This window comes from Pantoea sp. EKM21T, assembly GCF_011800405.1.
GTDB lineage: Bacteria > Pseudomonadota > Gammaproteobacteria > Enterobacterales > Enterobacteriaceae > Pantoea > Pantoea agglomerans.
This window is the reverse complement of the sequence record NZ_JAALFV010000009.1, coordinates 44,142-62,823: the sequence shown is the minus strand read 5'-3', so window position 1 is coordinate 62,823 and position 18,682 is coordinate 44,142. Positions and strand designations below refer to the sequence as shown.

Genomic DNA, 18,682 nt, shown 5'->3' with positions numbered 1-18,682 from the left:
TACGATGAGTCAATCTAACTATAACGCGGATGCCATTGAGGTCCTGACTGGCCTTGAGCCTGTTCGCCGTCGCCCGGGGATGTACACCGATACGACGCGACCCAACCATTTGGGTCAGGAAGTGATTGATAACAGCGTCGATGAGGCGCTGGGCGGCCACGCGAAGCGGGTTGAAGTGATTCTGCACGCTGACCAGTCGCTGGAAGTTATTGATGATGGCCGCGGCATGCCGGTGGATATTCACCCGGAAGAGGGCGTGCCTGCCGTCGAGCTGATCCTGTGTCGTCTGCACGCGGGCGGCAAGTTCTCCAATAAAAACTATCAGTTCTCGGGCGGCCTGCACGGCGTTGGTATCTCGGTGGTTAACGCCCTGTCAAAACGCGTCGAAGTCACGGTGCGCCGTAATGGCGAAATCTATGACATGGCGTTTGAGAATGGCGACAAAGTCCAGGATCTCACGGTTACCGGCACGGTGGCTAAACGCAACACCGGCACGCGCGTCCATTTCTGGCCCGATGAAAGCTTCTTCGACAGCCCACGTTTTTCGGTGTCACGCTTATCACATCTGCTGAAAGCCAAAGCGGTGCTCTGTCCTGGCGTTGAGATTGTCTTTAAAGACAAGCTGAACAATACCGAACAGACCTGGTGCTACGAAGATGGCCTGACTGACTACCTGTGCGAAGCGGTGAATGGCTTACCGACGCTGCCGGAAAAACCGTTTGTCGGCAGCTTTGCTGGCGATGTGGAAGCGGTTGACTGGGCGCTGTTGTGGCTGCCGGAAGGCGGCGAGCTGTTAACTGAAAGCTACGTTAACCTGATCCCGACCATGCAGGGCGGGACTCACGTCAACGGCCTGCGTCAGGGGCTGCTGGATGCGATGCGCGAGTTCTGCGAATACCGCAACATTCTGCCGCGTGGCGTGAAGCTCTCCGCTGAAGATATCTGGGATCGCTGCGCCTATGTGCTGTCGGTAAAAATGCAGGATCCGCAGTTCGCCGGGCAGACCAAAGAGCGCCTCTCTTCACGTCAGTGCGCAGCCTTTGTCTCTGGCGTGGTAAAAGATGCCTTCAGCCTGTGGCTGAACCAGAATATCCAGATCGCAGAGCAGCTGGCTGAGCTGGCGATCTCCAGCGCCCAGCGACGTATGCGGGCAGCCAAAAAAGTGGTGCGTAAAAAGCTCACCAGCGGTCCGGCGCTGCCGGGCAAGCTGGCGGACTGCACCGCGCAGGATCTGAATAAAACAGAACTGTTCCTGGTCGAAGGGGACTCGGCAGGCGGCTCGGCCAAGCAGGCGCGCGATCGTGAATATCAGGCGATCATGCCGCTTAAGGGCAAGATCCTTAACACCTGGGAAGTCTCTTCCGATGAGGTGCTGGCGTCGCAGGAAGTGCATGATATTTCCGTGGCGATCGGCATCGATCCCGACAGCGAAGATCTTTCACAGCTGCGCTACGGCAAGATCTGCATTCTGGCGGATGCGGACTCGGATGGTCTGCACATCGCCACGCTGCTGTGTGCCCTGTTCGTGAAACATTTCCGTTCACTGGTCAGAAACGGACACGTCTACGTTGCCATGCCGCCGCTCTACCGTATCGATCTCGGAAAAGAGGTCTACTACGCGCTGGATGAAGATGAGAAAGAGGGCGTGCTGGAGCAGCTGAAACGCAAAAAGGGCAAACCTAACGTTCAGCGCTTTAAAGGGCTGGGCGAGATGAACCCCTTACAGCTGCGCGAAACGACGCTGGATCCGAATACCCGCCGTCTGGTACAGCTGACCATTAGTGAAGAGGATATCGATCAGACGCTGCGCATGATGGATATGCTGCTGGCGAAGAAACGCTCCGAAGACCGGCGTAACTGGTTGCAGGAAAAAGGCGACAAGGCCGATATCGAAGTGTAAAAAAACAGGACGCGAAAGCGTCCTGTTCTCTTTGTGCTTCAGCCAGCACATCCCCGGAGAACCCGGCAGATTCAGAGCAGAGACAGTAATCCTTGTGAAAATTACCCTGGAAGAATTACGCGCCTGGGTGGCGGTGGTGGACAGCGGTTCCATTACCGCGGCGGCATCCCAGCTGGCGCAGACCAGTTCGGGCATCAGCCGGGCGTTGTCCCGGCTGGAGAGCAAGCTGCAGACCACCCTGCTGCATCGCACCACCCGACGGCTGGCGCTGACCGAAGAGGGACAGGTTTTTCTGGAGCATGCGCGACAGATCCTGGCCTCGGTTGAGCAGGCCGAAGAGCAGATAGCCCTGCGGCGCGAGATGCCGTCAGGGCGGCTGCGGGTAAACGCCGCCACCCCTTTTATGCTGCATGTGATTGTGCCGCTGGTGGACGATTTCCGCGCCCGCTATCCCCTGATCCAGCTTGAACTGAATACCGACGATATCCTGATCGATCTGCTGGAGCAGCAAACGGATATTGCCATTCGCATCGGCGAACTGCGCGACTCTACGCTGCGCGCCCGGATGCTTGGCAGCAGTGCGATCCGGCTGATGGCCAGTCCGGCCTATCTGGCGAAAGCGGGCACCCCGCAGAGCGTGGCCGATCTCGCGCAGCATCAAATCATCGGCTTCAGCCATCTTGAGGCGCACAACGTCTGGCCGATCTGGCAGCCTGATGGCGATTTCATGCGCATTAAGCCCACAATCTCTGCCTCCAGCGGCGAAACCATCCGGCAACTGGCGCTGGCAGGACAGGGGATCGCACGCCTCTCCGACTTTGTCAGCCGGGAAGATTGCGCGGCAGGCCGGCTGGTGCCGGTTCTCCCCGCTGAAACCCGCGAGCTGCGGTTGCCGGTGCATGCGGTCTATTACCGCAACACCACGCTCTCTTCGCGCATCGGCTGCTTTCTGGATTTTCTCCGCACCGAGATTGATCGGCGTCAGCTGCTATGATCTCTCCTGCCATAATAAAAAACCCCTGTCATAGGGCAGGGGTTTGGAGATGCTGGCAAGTCTGGCCGGATTCGCTGTGAGATTGTGCTTGCACAGGGAACACGGTCAGATCGGAAAGGCGCTCAAGCCAGTCCCTGGTCGCTCTACCCGCGCCATCCCTGGCGCGGGACGCTTTCCTCTTCTGACCGTGTTCCCTTCGCGTTGAGCTAATTCATTGCTGCCAGAGGCACTCAGGTTTGAGGTTGTCAGCAGCCTTGACCCCTTTTACCGAAAAGGGGTTAAGCCTTCAGCACGAATCAGGCGCTGGGTTCCAGCACCAGAATCTTCACATCCACCACATCATCTTTAATGATGGCGCGATGCGCATCCATGTGCGGCATCTGCTGATGCTGCTCCAGATGACGCAGCGTTTCCCACTGTTCCAGCATAAAAATGGAGTCCGGCGAGTTCTGCTTCCACGGCACCTGCGCCTGATGGTCCAGCAGCGCGTCATACTGATGGCAGCCATCTTCTTCTAAAACCAGCGGGATCAGTTTTTTCACCGCATCCAGCACAGCCTGACGGCGACCGGGTTTGACACAAATTTCAGCAACGACTGTTAACATTCGCGAATTCCTCTTTCATGGGAAAATAGGGGGTATCCCCCAGCCATCTTACGCAAAAACGCGACTAAGATGGGTCCGATAAGCGGCAATATCGCGTGGCACGTCCGGCGCTTTAATCACATCGTTGCAGATAAAGGTCGGCAGCGCTTCCATGCCCAGGAACTGGTTGGCTTTGTGGAAGTGCAGATAAAGACCGTCGACGCCGACGCCTTCAAAGAACTGCTCCGGATCGGTAAAGGCCTGCAGCGGCGCGTTCCAGGTCAGTGACAGCATATATTTTTTGCCCTGCAGCAGACCGCCGGAACCATATTTCTTTGCCGCATCAGAACGGGTACGGCCATCGCTGGCGTAGAGCGAGCCGTGGCCTTCGGTAAAGACTTCATCGATATAACGCTTCACGGTCCACGGCTCGCCCATCCACCAGCCTGGCATCTGATAAATCACCACATCGCTATCGACATATTTCTGCACTTCATCGGCGACCACGTAGTCGCTGTCAGCCAGGGTCACAGACACCTCATGCCCCATGTCACGCAACTGGCTGGCCGCAACGTCGGTCAGCGTGTGGTTCAGTTCGCCTTTAGAGTGGGCAAAGGTTTTGCCGCCATCGATAATTAAAATCTTGCTCATGAATTATTTGCCTCATTTCCTGAATATGGCGCTTAGCTTACGCGCGCTGCGGTCGCAGAAAAATGGGAGGTTGATCACAACACTTTTGCTGTGGAAGCAACAATGCGCCGGTTTATGGCACCATCTGCAGGCAAACTCACTGTGAAAACAATTATAGAAAAATGCAAAATGAAAAAAATTGTCCTCTCTTTGCTGCTGGCCACCGGTGCTGTCCAGGCACAATCTCATCTCGACACCATCCTCAGTTCTAAAACGCTTAAGGTCTGCACCACCGGCGATTACAAGCCTTACAGCTACCTGCGACCCGATGATCAGTATGAAGGGCTGGATATCAGCATGGCGAACGCGCTGGCTACCTCGCTCGGCGCGAAAGTGGAGTGGGTGCCAACCAGCTGGAAAAACCTGATGCCCGATTTTCTGGCAAAGCAGTGTGATATCGCCGTCGGCGGCGTCTCCGTCACGCTGAAACGCCAGCAGACCGCCTGGTTCGCCCGGCCTCTGGATGTGGATGGCAAAATCCCACTGGTGCGCTGCAGCGATAAAGATCGCTTCCAGACCATCGAACAGCTCAACCGGCCTGACGTGCGGCTGATTGAACCGGCAGGCGGCACCAACGAAGCCTTTGTGCACAGCCACCTGCCAAAGGCCTCACTGACGCTGTTCCACGATAACGTCACCATCTTCCGGCAACTGGTGGACAACAAGGCGGATGTGATGATCACCGATGCCTCTGAAGCGCGTTTTCAGCAGCAGCATTACCCGACGCTCTGTGCGATCAATCCCGACAAACCGCTGCAGTATGGCGAGAAGGCTTACATGATTCCGCGCGACGATATCAGCTGGAAGCTCTATGTCGATCAGTGGCTGCATCTCAGCACAGCCACCGGCGAATATCGTGACATTGCCCGCCAGTGGATGGGCGCAAAGCCCTGAGCCACTTCCACAGAGAGGTCAGACACTTGCCGGTCTGAATCCGGCGTGCCTCCGGCACATAAAATCGCGCGGCGGGACGCCTGCTCTCCCGCGCTTCCCCTGTGACTAACACCAGCGAATAAGGTACTATCCTCGCCAAACCACCGCCGGGTGTCCCGCCGTTGTGGGCCACGATGTGAGGATGAGAAATTAATGAGTGAACTGACTCAGGATGGTGCAGAGCGTCTTGCCCTGCACACATTCACCGAGAATGCGTACTTAAACTATTCGATGTACGTCATCATGGACCGCGCCCTGCCTTACATTGGCGACGGATTAAAGCCGGTTCAGCGACGTATCGTCTACGCCATGTCCGAACTGGGACTTAGCGCCAGCGCAAAATTCAAAAAATCGGCGCGTACCGTAGGTGACGTGCTGGGTAAATACCATCCGCACGGCGACAGCGCCTGTTATGAAGCGATGGTGCTGATGGCGCAGCCGTTCTCCTACCGTTATCCGCTGGTCGATGGCCAGGGTAACTGGGGGGCACCGGATGATCCCAAGTCGTTCGCGGCGATGCGTTACACCGAATCCCGCCTGTCAAAATATGCCGAGCTGCTGCTGGGTGAGCTGGGTCAGGGGACGGTCGATTATCAGCCGAACTTTGATGGCACGCTGCAGGAGCCGAAGATGTTACCGGCGCGCCTGCCCAATATTCTGCTGAACGGCACCACCGGGATTGCCGTGGGTATGGCGACCGATATTCCGCCGCACAACCTGCGCGAAGTGGCTCAGGCCGCCATCGCACTGATCGACTCGCCGAAAACCACGCTGGAACAGCTGCTGGATATTGTCCAGGGGCCTGATTATCCTACAGAGGCGGAGATCATCACGCCGCGTGACGAGATCCGCAAAATCTATCAGACCGGTCGCGGCTCGATTCGCCAGCGTGCAGTCTGGAAGAAGGAAGAGGGCGAGGCGGTGATTACCGCGCTGCCGCATCAGGTGTCGGGCGCGCGCGTGCTGGAGCAGATTGCGAACCAGATGCGCAATAAAAAGCTGCCGATGGTGGAGGATCTGCGTGATGAATCGGATCACGAGAACCCGACCCGCCTGGTGATCGTTCCGCGCTCCAACCGCGTCGATCTCGATCAGGTGATGAACCATCTGTTCGCCACCACCGATCTGGAAAAGAGCTACCGCGTTAACCTCAACATGATCGGGCTGGATAACCGCCCGGCGGTGAAAAATCTGCATGAGATCCTGACCGAATGGCTGGTGTTCCGCCGCGATACGGTCAAACGTCGTCTGAATCACCGCCTGGATCGCGTGCTGCGCCGCCTGCATATCCTGGAAGGTTTGCTGGTTGCGTTCCTGAACATCGATGAAGTGATCGAGATCATCCGTACTGAGGATGAGCCTAAGCCGGTCCTGATGTCACGCTTTGGCATCAGCGAAACCCAGGCCGAATCGATCCTCGAACTGAAGTTGCGCCACCTGGCAAAACTGGAAGAGATGAAGATCCGTGGCGAGCAGGCGGAGCTGGAAAAAGAGCGCGATCAGCTGCAGGCCACGCTGGCCTCTGAACGCAAGATGAACACCCTGCTGAAAAAAGAGTTACAGGCTGACAGCGCCAGCTACGGCGACGATCGTCGCTCGCCGCTGCGTGAGCGTGAAGAAGCCAAAGCCCTGAGCGAAACCGAGCTGGTGCCGTCTGAACCGGTGACCATTGTGCTGTCGCAGATGGGCTGGGTGCGCAGCGCCAAAGGCCACGATATCGATCCAGCCGGACTCAGCTACAAAGCGGGCGACAGCTATCTGGCTGCAGCACGCGGCAAGAGCAATCAGCCGGTGGCCTTTATCGACTCCACCGGCCGCAGCTACACTCTGGATCCGACGTCGCTGCCTTCAGCGCGCGGGCAGGGCGAGCCGCTGACCGGCAAGCTGACGCCACCGCCGGGTGCGGTAGTTGAACAGGTGCTGATGGAGCCGGATGATCAGCGCCTGCTGATGGCCTCTGATGCGGGTTACGGCTTTATCTGTACCTTCAGCGATCTGGTGTCGCGCAACCGCGCCGGTAAAGCGCTGCTGACGCTGCCGGAAAACGCGCGCGTGATGACGCCGATGGCCGTCCATCATGAAGATGACATGCTGCTGGCGATCACCCAGGCGGGACGGATGCTGATGTTCCCGGTCGGGGAGCTGCCGCAGATGTCGAAAGGCAAGGGCAACAAAATCATCTCGATTCCATCCGCGGAAGCGGCCGCCGGTCAGGACAAACTGGCCTGGCTGATGATTTTACCGCCGGGCAGCGCTATCACGCTGCACGTAGGCAAGCGTAAAATGCTGCTGCGCAGTGAAGAGCTACAAAAATTCCGCGCCGATCGCGGACGTCGCGGCACGCTGTTACCGCGCGGCCTGCAAAAAATTGATCGTGTTGAACTGGATGCGCCTGCGCGTCCGGCGAGCCCGGATAGCGAAGCGTAAACTACCCGGCTGACACCGCGTCAGCCGTGGCTCAATGAGGGAACTATGTTACTGATTCTGCGTGCCATTATTGTCGTCATCTATTCGATCTTAGTCTGTATATCTGGCTGTATCTGGTGTCTGTTTTCACCGCGCAATCCGCGTCATGTCGCCACATTTGGCCATCTGTTCGGCAAACTGTCGACGGTGTTTGGCCTTAAAGTAGAACTGCGCAGACCGGAAGGTGCTGAGAATTATGGTAATGCGATCTACATCGCGAACCATCAGAACAACTACGACATGGTCACCGCGGCTAAAATGGTGCAGCCCTGTACGGTGACGGTGGGCAAGAAGAGCCTGTTGTGGGTGCCATTTTTTGGCCTGCTCTACTGGCTGACCGGTAACCTGTTGATCGATCGCGATGACCGTGCAAAAGCACGCGGCACGATCGGTCAGCTGGTAGATGAGTTTAACAGTAAGCGCATCTCCATCTGGATGTTCCCGGAAGGAACGCGCAGCCGTGGTCGTGGCCTGCTGCCGTTTAAAACCGGTGCCTTTCACGCCGCTGTGGCGGCGGGTGTGCCGATCATTCCGATTGTGGTCTCTAACACGCATGGCAAGATCAACCTCAATCGCTGGAAAAACGGGCTGGTAATCGTTGAGATGCTGCCACCGATTGATGTAAAGGCTTTCGAGTCGTCGTCGGTGCGTAAGCTGGCGACCCACTGTCGCGAACTGATGGCGGCAAAGCTGGAAGAGCTGAACGCCGAAGTCGCAGAACGCGAAAAAAACGGAAATATCTGACCGGCGAACCATTCGCCGAACTATCCTGCAGGGATGCCGCACGGCGGGGCACGTCCGCCCGCCGTGAACGCAGCACAGCAAAAACAGATCAATAAAAACAGGGTCGGCGCTTAGCGCCACGCGTAAAGGGTCAGAAGTTTTATGTCTTTCAGCAGACGTCAGTTCATCCAGCTTTCTGCCGGAGCGGCGCTTAGCGCCAGTGTACTACCTCATGCGGCGCGTGCCGCTTCTTCAGCTAATGGCGACACGCCACTTCCGGTTCCGCCGTTGCTGGAATCCCGTCGCGGCCAGCCGCTGTTCCTGACAATGCAGCGCAGCCACTGGTCTTTTAATGGCGACAACAACAAAGTGCCGGTGTGGGGCATTAATGGCCTCTATCTTGGCCCGACCGTCCGGGTTTACAGCGGCGATGACGTTAAGCTGATCTACAGCAATCGTCTGAACGAGCCGGTCTCCATGACTATCAGCGGCCTGCAGTTGCCGGGTGCGCTGATGGGTGGCGCGCCGCGTATGATGTCAGCCGGTGTCGACTGGTCGCCGGTGCTGCCGATTCGTCAGGCGGCCTCAACCTGCTGGTATCACGCCAACACGCCGAACCGCATGGCTCCGCACATCTATAACGGACTGGCCGGGATGTGGCTGGTGGAAGATGATATTGGCAGGCAGCTGCCGTTGCCGAAGCATTACGGCGTCGATGACTTCCCGATTATCATTCAGGACAAGCGGCTCGATAACTTTGCCACGCCGGTCTATGACCCGCCGCAGGATGGTGGTTTCCTGGGCGACACGCTGCTGGTGAATGGCGTACGCAATCCGTTTGTGGAGGTATCACGCGGCTGGGTGCGTCTGCGTCTGCTGAACGCCTCGAATGCGCGCCGCTATGAGATGGTGCTCAGCGACAATCGCCCGTTTATGGTCATCGCCAGCGATCAGGGCTATCTGCCTGCGCCGGTCGCGGTGCAGCGCCTGTCACTGGCGCCAGGCGAACGCCGCGAAGTGCTGGTGGATATGTCGCAGGGCGATGAAGTGTCGATTACCGCAGGTACGGCGGCGGGCATTATGGATCGGCTGCGCGGCTTCTTTGAGCCATCCTCCATTCTGACGTCAACCCTGATCCTGACGCTGCGGCCAACCGGCTTGCTGCCGCTGGTGACGGATAATCTGCCGATGCGGCTGCTGGCCGATCAGATTCTGGATGGCGTGGCGGTTCGCACCCGTGAATTCCGCATCGGTGACAGCATGCCGGGCATTAACGGCGCGATCTGGGATATGAGCCGCATTGACACCACGGCACAGCAGGGCACCTTTGAGCGCTGGATCCTGCATGCTGACCGGCCACAGTCGCTGCATATCCAGGGCGTGATGTTCCTGATTAAAAGTGTGAATGGTGCACAGCCGATGGGCGAAGATCGTGGCTGGAAAGATACGGTGTGGGTCGATGGCAGCGTGGAACTGATGGTCACTTTCCCGCAAAGTTCGTCAGATCACTTCCCGTTCGTCTACTACAGTCAGACGCTGGAACTGGCCGACCGCGGTACTGCCGGTCAGCTGGTGGTGCAGCCCAGCGCATAACAGCGCGGTCAGGCAGGGAGAGCCCGTCTGACCGCGTTAATCGTTAGCTGCCCCAGCCGCAGGGCAGATAAGGTGAGGTCACCTGGTGACGCCCAGCCTTAGTTAAAGGTTTCCGGATCCGGCCCCAGACGATTGCCGCTGTCCAGCTTCGCAATATCGCTCACTTCATGCTTGTCCAGACGGAAGTCGAACACCTTAAAGTTCTCTTCAATGCGGGCTGGTGTGACCGACTTCGGAATCACCACCAGGCCGCTATCCAGATGCCAGCGGATCACGATCTGTGCCGGCGTCTTGCCATATTTCTTCGCCAGCGACTTGATGATCTCCTGATCGAAGACCCCTTTGCCGCCCTGCGCCAGCGGACTCCAGGATTCGGTCTGGATCTGATGCAGTGCGTTCCACGCATGCAGCGTGCGTTGCTGTAGCATCGGGTGCAGCTCAATCTGGTTCACCACCGGCGTGACACCGGTTTCATCCAGCAGTCGCTTCAGATGCGCCTCATGGAAGTTACAGACGCCGATACTTTTGGTCAGCCCCTGCTGCTGCAGTTCAATCATCTTCTTCCAGGCATCGACATAATTGTCTTTTTCCGGGCACGGCCAGTGCATCAGATAGAGATCAACCTGCTCCAGTTTCAGTTTCTCCAGGCTGGTTTCCATCGCCTGCTGAACGTTCTGCTGATCGTCGTTCCAGAGTTTGGTGGTCACGAAAATCTCTTCTCGCGGCACGTCAGTTTCCTGCAGTGCCTGGCCAATCGCCTCTTCATTCTTATAGGCGGCGGCGGTATCGATTGAGCGATAGCCGACCTCCAGCGCTTTCAGCACCGCATGACGTGCATCTTCAATGCTGGCCTGCCACACACCGAGTCCGAGTTGCGGCATCATATTGCCATCGCGCAGTTTGATAATGGGTTGGTCTGCCATAGTTGCTCCTTTCCGTTGCGGTTAATCCGTGAGATTTCACTGTGCTTAAGTCTAGCCAACAATTCTCAGCCTGCTTAGCTGAGGCAACAACAGCGGTTCTGCCGTCATGCCCGATCCGGTAAATTTCTTGCCTGATTCTCCAGGCTGCTGGTGATTCAGGCATTCGCACGGCACACTGGCTTTTTGCCCGTAAAAGGAGTCGCTATGGCGCACGATGCCCTGTGTCACCGGCTGGCGCAGCAGGTCGTCACATTAATGACCCATGGTCACGACCGTCTTTGTCCGGTCGAAAATGTGTCGCTGATTTACGCTAATCAATATCGTCCCCGTACGCCGATGATGTATCAGCCCGGCATTGTGATCCTGTTTCAGGGCAGCAAAACCGGCTATCTCGGCAGCACGGTGTTTCAGTATGACGCCAGCAAGTACCTGATGCTCACCGTGCCGCTGCCGGTGGAGTGCGAAACCTGGGCCTCGCCAGAGGTGCCGATTGCCGGGCTGTGTCTTAATGTCGATACCGCCAGCCTGCAGGATCTGCTGATTGAAATCGGCGATGACGATCAGTTCCAGCCGCAGCCGCAGACCTCGGGGATCCACTCGGCGTGGCTGACGGAACCGATGCTGTGTGCCGCTGAGCGGCTGCTTGATGTGATGACCCAGCCGCGCGATGCGCGGGTGCTGGGGCCGCACATCGTGCGGGAGATTATCTACTACGTGCTGACTGGCCCGATTGGTGGTGCGCTGCTCTCACTGGTGAGCCGACAGACGCAATTCAGCCTGATCGCGCGTGCCCTGCGACGGATTGAGAATCACTATGCGGAAAACCTCAGCGTCGATGCGCTGGCGGCGGAAGTGAACATGAGCGTTTCAGCCTTTCATCATAACTTTAAAGCGGTCACGCAGACGTCGCCCCTGCAGTATCTCAAGCGATATCGCCTGCATCAGGCGCGATTGCTGATGCTGCACGATGGACTGAAAGCGAGTGCGGCGGCGGTGCGGGTTGGCTATGAAAGTCCCTCACAGTTTTCGCGGGAATTTAAGCGCTATTTTGGCGTGACGCCAGGGGAAGAGGTGAATCGTGTGCGGCAGACGGTAGCGGATCCGTCCGCCTGAGTGGCGGCGGATCCTGATGCTACGCGCTGACGTCAGGCCTGTTTCTGCCGACGCTTTTTCCAGATAACCAGAATGCTGCCGAACAGCCCGAGAAACAGCAACACCATCGGCAGTATCATCAGGATCGCCATCACCTGATCTTCATGACGCTTGATGAACGGCACCTGGCTGATGCCATAGCCAAACGTCACGACGATGCCGACCCACAGCACGCCGCTGAGCCAGTTGAACAGTTGAAAGCGACCATTCTGTAAGCCCGCAATGCCCGCCATGGTTGGCAGGATCGTCCGGATGAAAGCCAGAAAACGGCCCACCAGCAGCGCCATCAGGCCATGACGGTTAAACATATTCCAGGCGCGCTGGTGATACTGCGCTGGCAGATGCATCAGCCAGCTCTTCACCAGCCGGGTATTCCCCAGCCAGCGACCCTGCAGATAGCTCAGCCAGCAGCCCAGACTGGCGGCGGTGGTGAGGATCACCATCGTCGGCACAAAATCCATCACCCCTTTTGCCACCATCGCACCCGCCAGCAGCAGCAGGCTATCGCCCGGCAGGAAAGAGGCGGGTAACAGCCCATTTTCCAGAAACAGCGTCAGGAACATCACGCCGTACACCACCCACACCACATCCGGATTTGCCAGCGCGGCAAAATCCTGATGCCAGAGCGCGTGGACAATCTCGTGTAAAACACCCATTTGCTATTCCATCACGTCACAAGGAACTATCCGTCTGCATTCAGGCAATCGGTCGCGGCGCTGCGCAATAAATGCAGCGACCTCACTGATGACCTGAACGGTCTGGGATAAATTTTAACAATAAATGAGCAGCAGCCCGGCAAACTCTGCGGGTGGCCGCTACCCGGTTCATCTTCTGTTTAGCGTCTGTTTATCTTTTGCCTGAGTTTATTAACGCGTCAGGCGCGCAAAACCGGCGTCCAGGTCAGCCAGCAGATCGTCAACGTGCTCCAGACCAATATGCAGCCGCACCAGCGTACCGGTGAAATCGACTCCACCCGCCGGACGAATCGCGGCCAGCTCTTCCGGCTGATTCGCCAGGATCAGTGATTCATAGCCGCCCCAGGAGTACGCCATGCTGAAATGATGGAAGTGATCGAGATATTCCGCCAGCTGGGGCGCGCTGAGTCTTTCCTGCAGGATAAAAGAGAACAGGCCGCTGCTGCCGTTAAAATCACGCTGCCAGAACTGATGACCTTTGCTCTGCGCCAGCGCCGGGTGATTAACCCGCGCCACTTCGGGACGCGCTGCCAGCCACTCTGCCACCTGAATCGCGCTCTCTTCATGCTGACGCAGACGGGTGCCCAGCGTGCGCAGCCCCCGACTCGCCATGTAGGCGGTATCGGCATCGACCATCTGACCCATCAGATAGGAGTTCTCGCGCAGCTGATCGATACAGCGCGCATTGGCGACCGCCGTGCCGATCATCGCATCGCTGTGACCAATCAGATATTTGGTGCCCGCCTGAATCGAAATATCGATGCCGTGCGCCAGCGCATCAAATAAAATACCGGCCGCCCAGGTGTTGTCGATCATAATGATCGCCTCGGGCGCTTTGGCGCGAACCGCCGCCACAATCGCCGGAATATCCTGAACTTCCATCGTAATAGAGGCCGGTGATTCCAGGAAAACGACCCGGGTATTGGGCTGCACCAGCTCACCGATTTCACTGCCGATGCAGTGATCGAACCAGCCCGTTGAAACCTGCAGCTTAGTCAGGATCTTAGTACAGAAATCCTGGGTCGGTTCATAGACTGCGCCACTCATCAGCACGTGGTCGCCCGCCTCGACAAACGCCAGAATCGCGTTCGCCACGGCAGCCGCGCCGCAGGGGTAGAGCACACAGCCTGCGCCGCCTTCCAGCTCCGTCATCGCATCCTGTAGCGCAAAGTGCGTCAGGGTGCCACGACGGCCATAAAAGAGTTCGCCTTTTGCCCGACCGGCGGTGGCGCGTTTCTTCTCCGCGACCGTATCAAAAACCAGCGAGGAGGCCCGTTGAATCACACTGTTCACCGAGCCCTGGGTATAACGCTTGCTGCGTCCTGCACTGACGAGCGTGGTATCAATTTTTCTGGTGGTCATGAGTCGCCTTTGCCGCTTCTGACTAAGCCCTCACGTTACCACGAAACGACCAGCAGGGTTGAGACTCAATGGTGATTATCAGAGTGCTTCGCAGGATGAAAATCGGGTCCGCCACCGGACCCGATTTTGCCGACGCTACATCACACCCATCAGGCGCGGTAACCAGAGGGAGATGGCGGGAATATAGGTAATCAGCATCAGCACGATAAACAGCATGCCGTAAAACGGCAGCATGGCTCTGACCACCTGCTCGATTTTCTGCTTACTGACCGCACTGGCGACAAACAGTACCGTACCGACCGGCGGGGTGATCAGGCCGATCCCGAGGTTGGTCAGCATGATCATGCCGAAGTGAACCGGATCGACGCCAAGCGCGGTAGCGACCGGCAACAGCACCGGCGTCAGGATCAGGATCAGCGGCGCCATATCCATCAGCGTCCCCACCACCAGCAGCAGGATGTTGATACACATCAGGATCACATATTTGTTATCGGAGAGGCTGGTGAACGCCTCGGTGATAATCGTCGGCAGTTGCATAAAGGTCATCACCGCGCCGAATCCGGCCGCAAAGGCGATCAGCACCATCACGATGGTGACGGTTTTAATGGTGCGGAACAGCAGGATATGCAGCTGGTTCCATTTAAAGTCGCGGTAGATAAACATGGTGACGAAAAAGGCCCAGATACAGGCGATCGCGGCGGACTCCGAGGCGGTAAAAATACCGGAGAGAATGCCACCCATAATAATCACCACGGTAAACAGTCCCCAGAACGCGTCGAAGAAGATTTTCAGCGCCTGACGAAACGGAATACGTTCTCCTTTGGGATAGCCGCGTTTATGGGCAAAGCCCAGGCACATTACCATCAGGCAGCCACCCAGCATCAGGCCAGGCAGGATACCCGCCACGAACAGGGAAGAGATAGTTACCAGCCCACCGGTCGCCAGCGAATAGATCACCGAGTTGTGGCTGGGTGGCGTCAGCACCGCCTGCACTGAGCCGCTGGCGGTGACGGCGGCGGCGAAATCACGCGGATAGCCTTTCTCCTCCATCTGCGGAATCATCACCGAGCCAATCGAGGCGGTATCCGCCACCGATGAGCCGGAAATCGCGCCGAAGAAGGTGGAGGCGACAATGTTCACCAGCGACAGGCCACCGCGAATAAAGCCGACAAAGATATAGGCGAAGTTGACCAGCCGCCGGGCAATCCCACCCTCCGCCATAATCGCACCCGCGAGAATAAAGAACGGGATAGTCAGCAGCGAAAATTTGTTAATGCCGTTGGTCACCTGAATCACCACCGCTTCCAGCGGCAGATCGATCCACCAGGCGCCAATAAAGGCGCTCAGCCCCACCGCAAAGGCGACCGGAAAACCCACCATCAGCAACACCAGCAAACTGCCTATCAAGATCAATGCATCCATTTTTCTGCTCCGCGTTAGTGGGTGCCGCCCAGCGTGACAATCGGCCGCTGGCTCTGATCGCCGGTCAGCAATCGCTCAACAACAAACAGCAGGGTGAAGATCGCGCCAATCGGAATAGGCAGATACATCTCGCCGTAAGTCACTGCCGGTAATGAAGCGAGCGTCTGCACCCACATCGCTTCGCACAGGCTGTAACTGGCCTGAAAGATCACCAGGCAGGTGATGATCATCAGCAGATCGCTGACGCGCAGCATCAGGCGCTGCCGGGCGGGTGACAGGCGATCGGTGACCATGGAAACGCAGATATGCGTTCCGGCCCGCAGTCCGACCGGTGCGCCAATAAACGTAAAAATGATCATGCAGATAATGGCCACCGGTTCCGGCCAGGAGAGCGCGCCGTTCATCACGTAGCGGGCGAAGATCCCGATCGGGATCACCGTCACCATAATCATCAGTGCCACGGCGGCAATCAGCATGCACAGCAGATAGAGCCCATCCATCAGACGTGTATAAGCAGCCATAATTGATACCTGATTAAGCACGCCACACGGCAGTGTGGCGCGGAGGGGTTATTTCACCTCAGCGATCCGGGTCATCAGATCCTGATATTTGCCGCCAAACTGATCGCGCACCGGCTGGGTCGCTTTGACGAAGTAGTCGCGGTCGGTCTGCTGGAAGGTGACGCCGCCTGCCTTCATTTTGGCGATCGACTGCTCGGTATAGGTCGCCCAGAGCTGACGCTCCTCATCCTGCGCCTCTTTGCCGAGCTTCTTCAGCAGCGCCTGATCCTCGGGTTTCAGGCGATCCCAGGCGCGTTTTGAAAACAGGATCATCTCTGGCTGGATAAAGTGGCCGCTGAGGGTGTAGTACTTCGCCACCGGCATATAGTTATGGGCGACAAAGGTCGGTGGGTTGTTCTCGGTGCCATCGACCACACCGGTCTGCATCGCACTGAACACTTCACTGACGCCCATCGCCACCGGATTCGCGCCCATCGCTTTCAGGGTCGCCAATGAGATGGCGCTGTTCTGCACCCGAATCTTCATGCCTTTCAGATCTTCCGGTTTTGCCAGCGGCTTCTTGGTGATCATGTTGCGCTCACCGGCATCGGTCCAGCCCAGGAACACCATGCGGGCGTTGGGATCTTTATCGAATTTGTCGGCAATCTCGCGGCCTATCTCGCCATCCAGCACTTTGTGCATGTGGTCAATGTCGCGGAAAATGTAGGGCAGGGTCAGCACGCTGGTTTCCGGGGCGATCGAGGTGACCGGCGCCAGCGACACACGGATCATGTCGATTGCGCCCAGCTGCACCTGTTGCAGCGTCTGATCTTCGTCCCCCAGCACGCCACCGGCGAAGAGCTTCATCTCCAGCCGTCCATCGGTAGCCTGTTTGAGTTTGTCGCCCATGTGCTGCAGCGCGACCACGGTCGGATAACCGGCAGGCTGGACTTCAGCCACTTTGATCACCTGTGCCGTGGCGGTGGCGCTCATCATCATCGCCGCCAGGGCACTGGCCAGGCATGTTTTCGTCATTCTCATTATTTTGTCTCCCGCTGAGGTAGGACGGCGTCCGGCGTCGGGGGCTAACCGGAGAGAACCGTGTGGAGCCAGCATAGTGAAAACGCGCGCCAGTAAAATACGGCAATGCTGATTGAATGAATGCCATCACATTTTGAAACGATGTTTTAATAAATTTTCATGCAACTTCACATTTTCGAAACATCCTTGTCAAAAGTGTTTAAACCTGGTCAATTGCGGGTAAATGGCGTCGATCAGCTTTGTAAATACTAATGAGAACTACTATCAATTCGCCGTCGTTTTGCTATTATTCGCGCTTGTCTCGCATCCCTGAATCAGAAGTTGGAGAAGCAGCGTGGTAGCCAGTGATTTGATGCAAACGGACCTCTCCGTTTGGGGCATGTATCAACATGCCGATATCGTGGTAAAGGTGGTCATGATTGGCCTGTTATTGGCCTCAGTGGTGACCTGGGCGATCTTCTTCGGCAAATACGCCGAACTCAGCGCCGCTAAGCGCCGCCTGAAGCGCGAGCATCTGGCGCTGAGCGAAGCCCGCAATCTGAATGACGCCGCCCGCATTGCCCAGTCGTTTACCGGCCACAGCCACAGTGTGGTGCTGCTGAATGATGCGCAGAATGAACTCGAACTGTCGGCTGGCGTGGAAGATACCAACGGGATTAAAGATCGCACCAGTTTCCGCCTTGAGCGCCGCGTCGCTGCGTTCAGCCGCTATGCAGGCCGGGGCAATGGCTTCCTGGCGACCATCGGTTCGGTTGCGCCGTTTATCGGCCTGTTCGGCACCGTATGGGGCATCATGAACAGCTTTATCGGCATCGCTAAAACCCAGACGACGAACCTTGCGGTTGTTGCACCGGGTATCGCCGAAGCGCTGCTGGCAACCGCGATTGGCCTGATCGCTGCGATTCCGGCGGTGGTGATCTACAACGTCTTTGCCCGCATGATCGCCAACTACAAAGCCTCGCTGGGTGATGTCGCCGCTCAGGTGATGCTGCTGCAGAGTCGTGATATCGATCTGGGCACCGTCGCCACTGATGTTCCTCGTCCTGCGACGGCTCAGAAACTGCGCTTAGGGTAAGTTCTTATGGCAATGCGATTAAACGACGATCTGGAAACGGATGGTGAAATGCATGAGATCAACGTGACGCCGTTTATCGACGTCATGCTGGTTCTGCTGATCATCTTTATGGTGGCCGCGCCGCTGGCCACGGTCGACGTACGCGTCAATCTGCCCGCCTCAACCAGCGCGCCACAGCCGCGTCCGGAAAAGCCGGTTTACCTGTCGATTAAAGCGGATAAGCAGCTTTACGTCGGTAACGATCAGGTTACGTCGGAGTCGCTGGTTAACGTGCTGACTAACCAGACCCAGGGCAACAAAGAGACCACCATTTTCTTCCAGGCGGATAAGTCAGTCGATTATGAAACGCTGATGAGCGTGATGGATAAGCTGCGCACGGCGGGCTATCTGAAAATTGGTCTGATGGGCATGGAAACCGTGAAGAAATAGCGGGTTATCCGGTTCAGAAAAAAGGCGACTGTTCAGGTCGCCTTTTTTTATGGCTGCTCTCCAGCCCTATAAAATCAGGTAAATCAGGGCCAGGGTAATCACTTATGCTGCCTGAGCTGAATTGTTAATTGGTTGTTACTTATGTACATAGATTTGTAAAGTGCAATGGTGAGCCAGGTCACATTAATCCCGCATCAGGC

The 18,682-nt window shown here is 57.2% G+C and carries 17 protein-coding genes; 9 read left to right on the top strand and 8 right to left on the bottom strand.

What is annotated here, in order from left to right; genetic code table 11:
* The first annotated feature begins 4 nt into the window (after window positions 1-4).
* Window positions 5-1,900 carry a DNA topoisomerase IV subunit B gene (gene parE / locus HFD87_RS18065; RefSeq protein WP_010249031.1) on the top strand — a complete coding sequence of 632 codons (1,896 nt, stop codon included), beginning with the start codon at window positions 5-7 and terminating at the stop codon, window positions 1,898-1,900.
* 94 nt (window positions 1,901-1,994) lie between these two features.
* A complete protein-coding gene (locus tag HFD87_RS18060) occupies window positions 1,995-2,894 on the top strand; it encodes a LysR substrate-binding domain-containing protein (RefSeq protein ID WP_010671124.1) in 900 nt (299 codons plus the stop codon).
* 296 nt (window positions 2,895-3,190) lie between these two features.
* Here the strand turns inward: HFD87_RS18060 and HFD87_RS18055 are convergent, their stop codons facing one another.
* Both HFD87_RS18055 and HFD87_RS18050 read right to left on the bottom strand, forming a co-directional pair.
* Entirely contained in the window at window positions 3,191-3,499 is a 309-nt protein-coding gene (locus tag HFD87_RS18055; RefSeq protein ID WP_031590861.1) for a putative quinol monooxygenase, read from the bottom strand.
* 48 nt (window positions 3,500-3,547) lie between these two features.
* Complete coding sequence (locus HFD87_RS18050) at window positions 3,548-4,129, bottom strand: NAD(P)H-dependent oxidoreductase (RefSeq protein WP_010249028.1); 582 nt, start codon at window positions 4,127-4,129, stop codon at window positions 3,548-3,550.
* 114 nt (window positions 4,130-4,243) lie between these two features.
* Between HFD87_RS18050 and HFD87_RS18045 the strand changes: the two genes are divergently transcribed.
* From HFD87_RS18045 to ftsP, 4 genes are all read left to right on the top strand, one after another.
* Entirely contained in the window at window positions 4,244-5,062 is an 819-nt protein-coding gene (locus HFD87_RS18045; RefSeq protein ID WP_167423748.1) for a transporter substrate-binding domain-containing protein, read from the top strand.
* Between the two features lie 192 nt (window positions 5,063-5,254).
* Complete coding sequence (parC, locus tag HFD87_RS18040; protein ID WP_010671122.1) at window positions 5,255-7,528, top strand: DNA topoisomerase IV subunit A; 2,274 nt, start codon at window positions 5,255-5,257, stop codon at window positions 7,526-7,528.
* Window positions 7,529-7,573: 45 nt separating this feature from the next.
* Complete coding sequence (locus HFD87_RS18035; protein ID WP_010671121.1) at window positions 7,574-8,311, top strand: 1-acylglycerol-3-phosphate O-acyltransferase; 738 nt, start codon at window positions 7,574-7,576, stop codon at window positions 8,309-8,311.
* A 141-nt stretch (window positions 8,312-8,452) separates the two neighbouring features.
* Window positions 8,453-9,883 carry a cell division protein FtsP gene (gene ftsP / locus HFD87_RS18030; protein ID WP_010249023.1) on the top strand — a complete coding sequence of 477 codons (1,431 nt, stop codon included), beginning with the start codon at window positions 8,453-8,455 and terminating at the stop codon, window positions 9,881-9,883.
* Between the two features lie 98 nt (window positions 9,884-9,981).
* Here ftsP and dkgA read toward each other — a convergent pair whose 3' ends face one another.
* The gene (gene dkgA / locus HFD87_RS18025; RefSeq protein ID WP_010249022.1) at window positions 9,982-10,806 is read right to left on the bottom strand and encodes a 2,5-didehydrogluconate reductase DkgA; all 825 of its coding nucleotides are present in this window, start codon (window positions 10,804-10,806) and stop codon (window positions 9,982-9,984) included.
* A 204-nt stretch (window positions 10,807-11,010) separates the two neighbouring features.
* On the opposite strand from dkgA, the gene HFD87_RS18020 reads away from it, so the two are divergent.
* The gene (locus HFD87_RS18020; protein WP_010249021.1) at window positions 11,011-11,919 is read left to right on the top strand and encodes an AraC family transcriptional regulator; all 909 of its coding nucleotides are present in this window, start codon (window positions 11,011-11,013) and stop codon (window positions 11,917-11,919) included.
* Between the two features lie 32 nt (window positions 11,920-11,951).
* Here HFD87_RS18020 and HFD87_RS18015 read toward each other — a convergent pair whose 3' ends face one another.
* From HFD87_RS18015 to HFD87_RS17995, 5 genes are all read right to left on the bottom strand, one after another.
* A complete protein-coding gene (locus HFD87_RS18015) occupies window positions 11,952-12,614 on the bottom strand; it encodes a DedA family protein (RefSeq protein ID WP_010249020.1) in 663 nt (220 codons plus the stop codon).
* Between the two features lie 210 nt (window positions 12,615-12,824).
* Complete coding sequence (gene metC / locus HFD87_RS18010; protein WP_069025384.1) at window positions 12,825-14,015, bottom strand: cystathionine beta-lyase; 1,191 nt, start codon at window positions 14,013-14,015, stop codon at window positions 12,825-12,827.
* 135 nt (window positions 14,016-14,150) lie between these two features.
* Window positions 14,151-15,437 carry a TRAP transporter large permease gene (locus HFD87_RS18005; RefSeq protein ID WP_010249018.1) on the bottom strand — a complete coding sequence of 429 codons (1,287 nt, stop codon included), beginning with the start codon at window positions 15,435-15,437 and terminating at the stop codon, window positions 14,151-14,153.
* 14 nt (window positions 15,438-15,451) lie between these two features.
* A complete protein-coding gene (locus tag HFD87_RS18000) occupies window positions 15,452-15,958 on the bottom strand; it encodes a TRAP transporter small permease (protein WP_010671117.1) in 507 nt (168 codons plus the stop codon).
* A gap of 48 nt (window positions 15,959-16,006) precedes the next feature.
* Window positions 16,007-16,978 carry a TRAP transporter substrate-binding protein gene (locus HFD87_RS17995; protein ID WP_022623878.1) on the bottom strand — a complete coding sequence of 324 codons (972 nt, stop codon included), beginning with the start codon at window positions 16,976-16,978 and terminating at the stop codon, window positions 16,007-16,009.
* 352 nt (window positions 16,979-17,330) lie between these two features.
* On the opposite strand from HFD87_RS17995, the gene exbB reads away from it, so the two are divergent.
* The gene (gene exbB / locus HFD87_RS17990) at window positions 17,331-18,053 is read left to right on the top strand and encodes a tol-pal system-associated acyl-CoA thioesterase (protein ID WP_010249014.1); all 723 of its coding nucleotides are present in this window, start codon (window positions 17,331-17,333) and stop codon (window positions 18,051-18,053) included.
* A 6-nt stretch (window positions 18,054-18,059) separates the two neighbouring features.
* Complete coding sequence (exbD, locus tag HFD87_RS17985) at window positions 18,060-18,482, top strand: TonB system transport protein ExbD (protein WP_167423747.1); 423 nt, start codon at window positions 18,060-18,062, stop codon at window positions 18,480-18,482.
* The last annotated feature ends 200 nt before the right edge of the window (window positions 18,483-18,682 follow it).

Excerpts from the sequence above, each read along its gene's own strand:
- parE (WP_010249031.1), top strand. The coding sequence starts at position 5 with ATGAGTCAATCTAACTATAACGCGGATGCCATTGAGGTCCTGACTGGC.
- HFD87_RS18055 (WP_031590861.1), bottom strand. The coding sequence starts at position 3,499 with ATGTTAACAGTCGTTGCTGAAATTTGTGTCAAACCCGGTCGCCGTCAG.
- HFD87_RS18050 (WP_010249028.1), bottom strand. The coding sequence starts at position 4,129 with ATGAGCAAGATTTTAATTATCGATGGCGGCAAAACCTTTGCCCACTCT.
- HFD87_RS18045 (WP_167423748.1), top strand. The coding sequence starts at position 4,244 with ATGGCACCATCTGCAGGCAAACTCACTGTGAAAACAATTATAGAAAAA.
- parC (WP_010671122.1), top strand. The coding sequence starts at position 5,255 with ATGAGTGAACTGACTCAGGATGGTGCAGAGCGTCTTGCCCTGCACACA.
- HFD87_RS18035 (WP_010671121.1), top strand. The coding sequence starts at position 7,574 with ATGTTACTGATTCTGCGTGCCATTATTGTCGTCATCTATTCGATCTTA.
- ftsP (WP_010249023.1), top strand. The coding sequence starts at position 8,453 with ATGTCTTTCAGCAGACGTCAGTTCATCCAGCTTTCTGCCGGAGCGGCG.
- dkgA (WP_010249022.1), bottom strand. The coding sequence starts at position 10,806 with ATGGCAGACCAACCCATTATCAAACTGCGCGATGGCAATATGATGCCG.
- HFD87_RS18020 (WP_010249021.1), top strand. The coding sequence starts at position 11,011 with ATGGCGCACGATGCCCTGTGTCACCGGCTGGCGCAGCAGGTCGTCACA.
- HFD87_RS18015 (WP_010249020.1), bottom strand. The coding sequence starts at position 12,614 with ATGGGTGTTTTACACGAGATTGTCCACGCGCTCTGGCATCAGGATTTT.
- metC (WP_069025384.1), bottom strand. The coding sequence starts at position 14,015 with ATGACCACCAGAAAAATTGATACCACGCTCGTCAGTGCAGGACGCAGC.
- HFD87_RS18005 (WP_010249018.1), bottom strand. The coding sequence starts at position 15,437 with ATGGATGCATTGATCTTGATAGGCAGTTTGCTGGTGTTGCTGATGGTG.
- HFD87_RS18000 (WP_010671117.1), bottom strand. The coding sequence starts at position 15,958 with ATGGCTGCTTATACACGTCTGATGGATGGGCTCTATCTGCTGTGCATG.
- HFD87_RS17995 (WP_022623878.1), bottom strand. The coding sequence starts at position 16,978 with ATGAGAATGACGAAAACATGCCTGGCCAGTGCCCTGGCGGCGATGATG.
- exbB (WP_010249014.1), top strand. The coding sequence starts at position 17,331 with ATGCAAACGGACCTCTCCGTTTGGGGCATGTATCAACATGCCGATATC.
- exbD (WP_167423747.1), top strand. The coding sequence starts at position 18,060 with ATGGCAATGCGATTAAACGACGATCTGGAAACGGATGGTGAAATGCAT.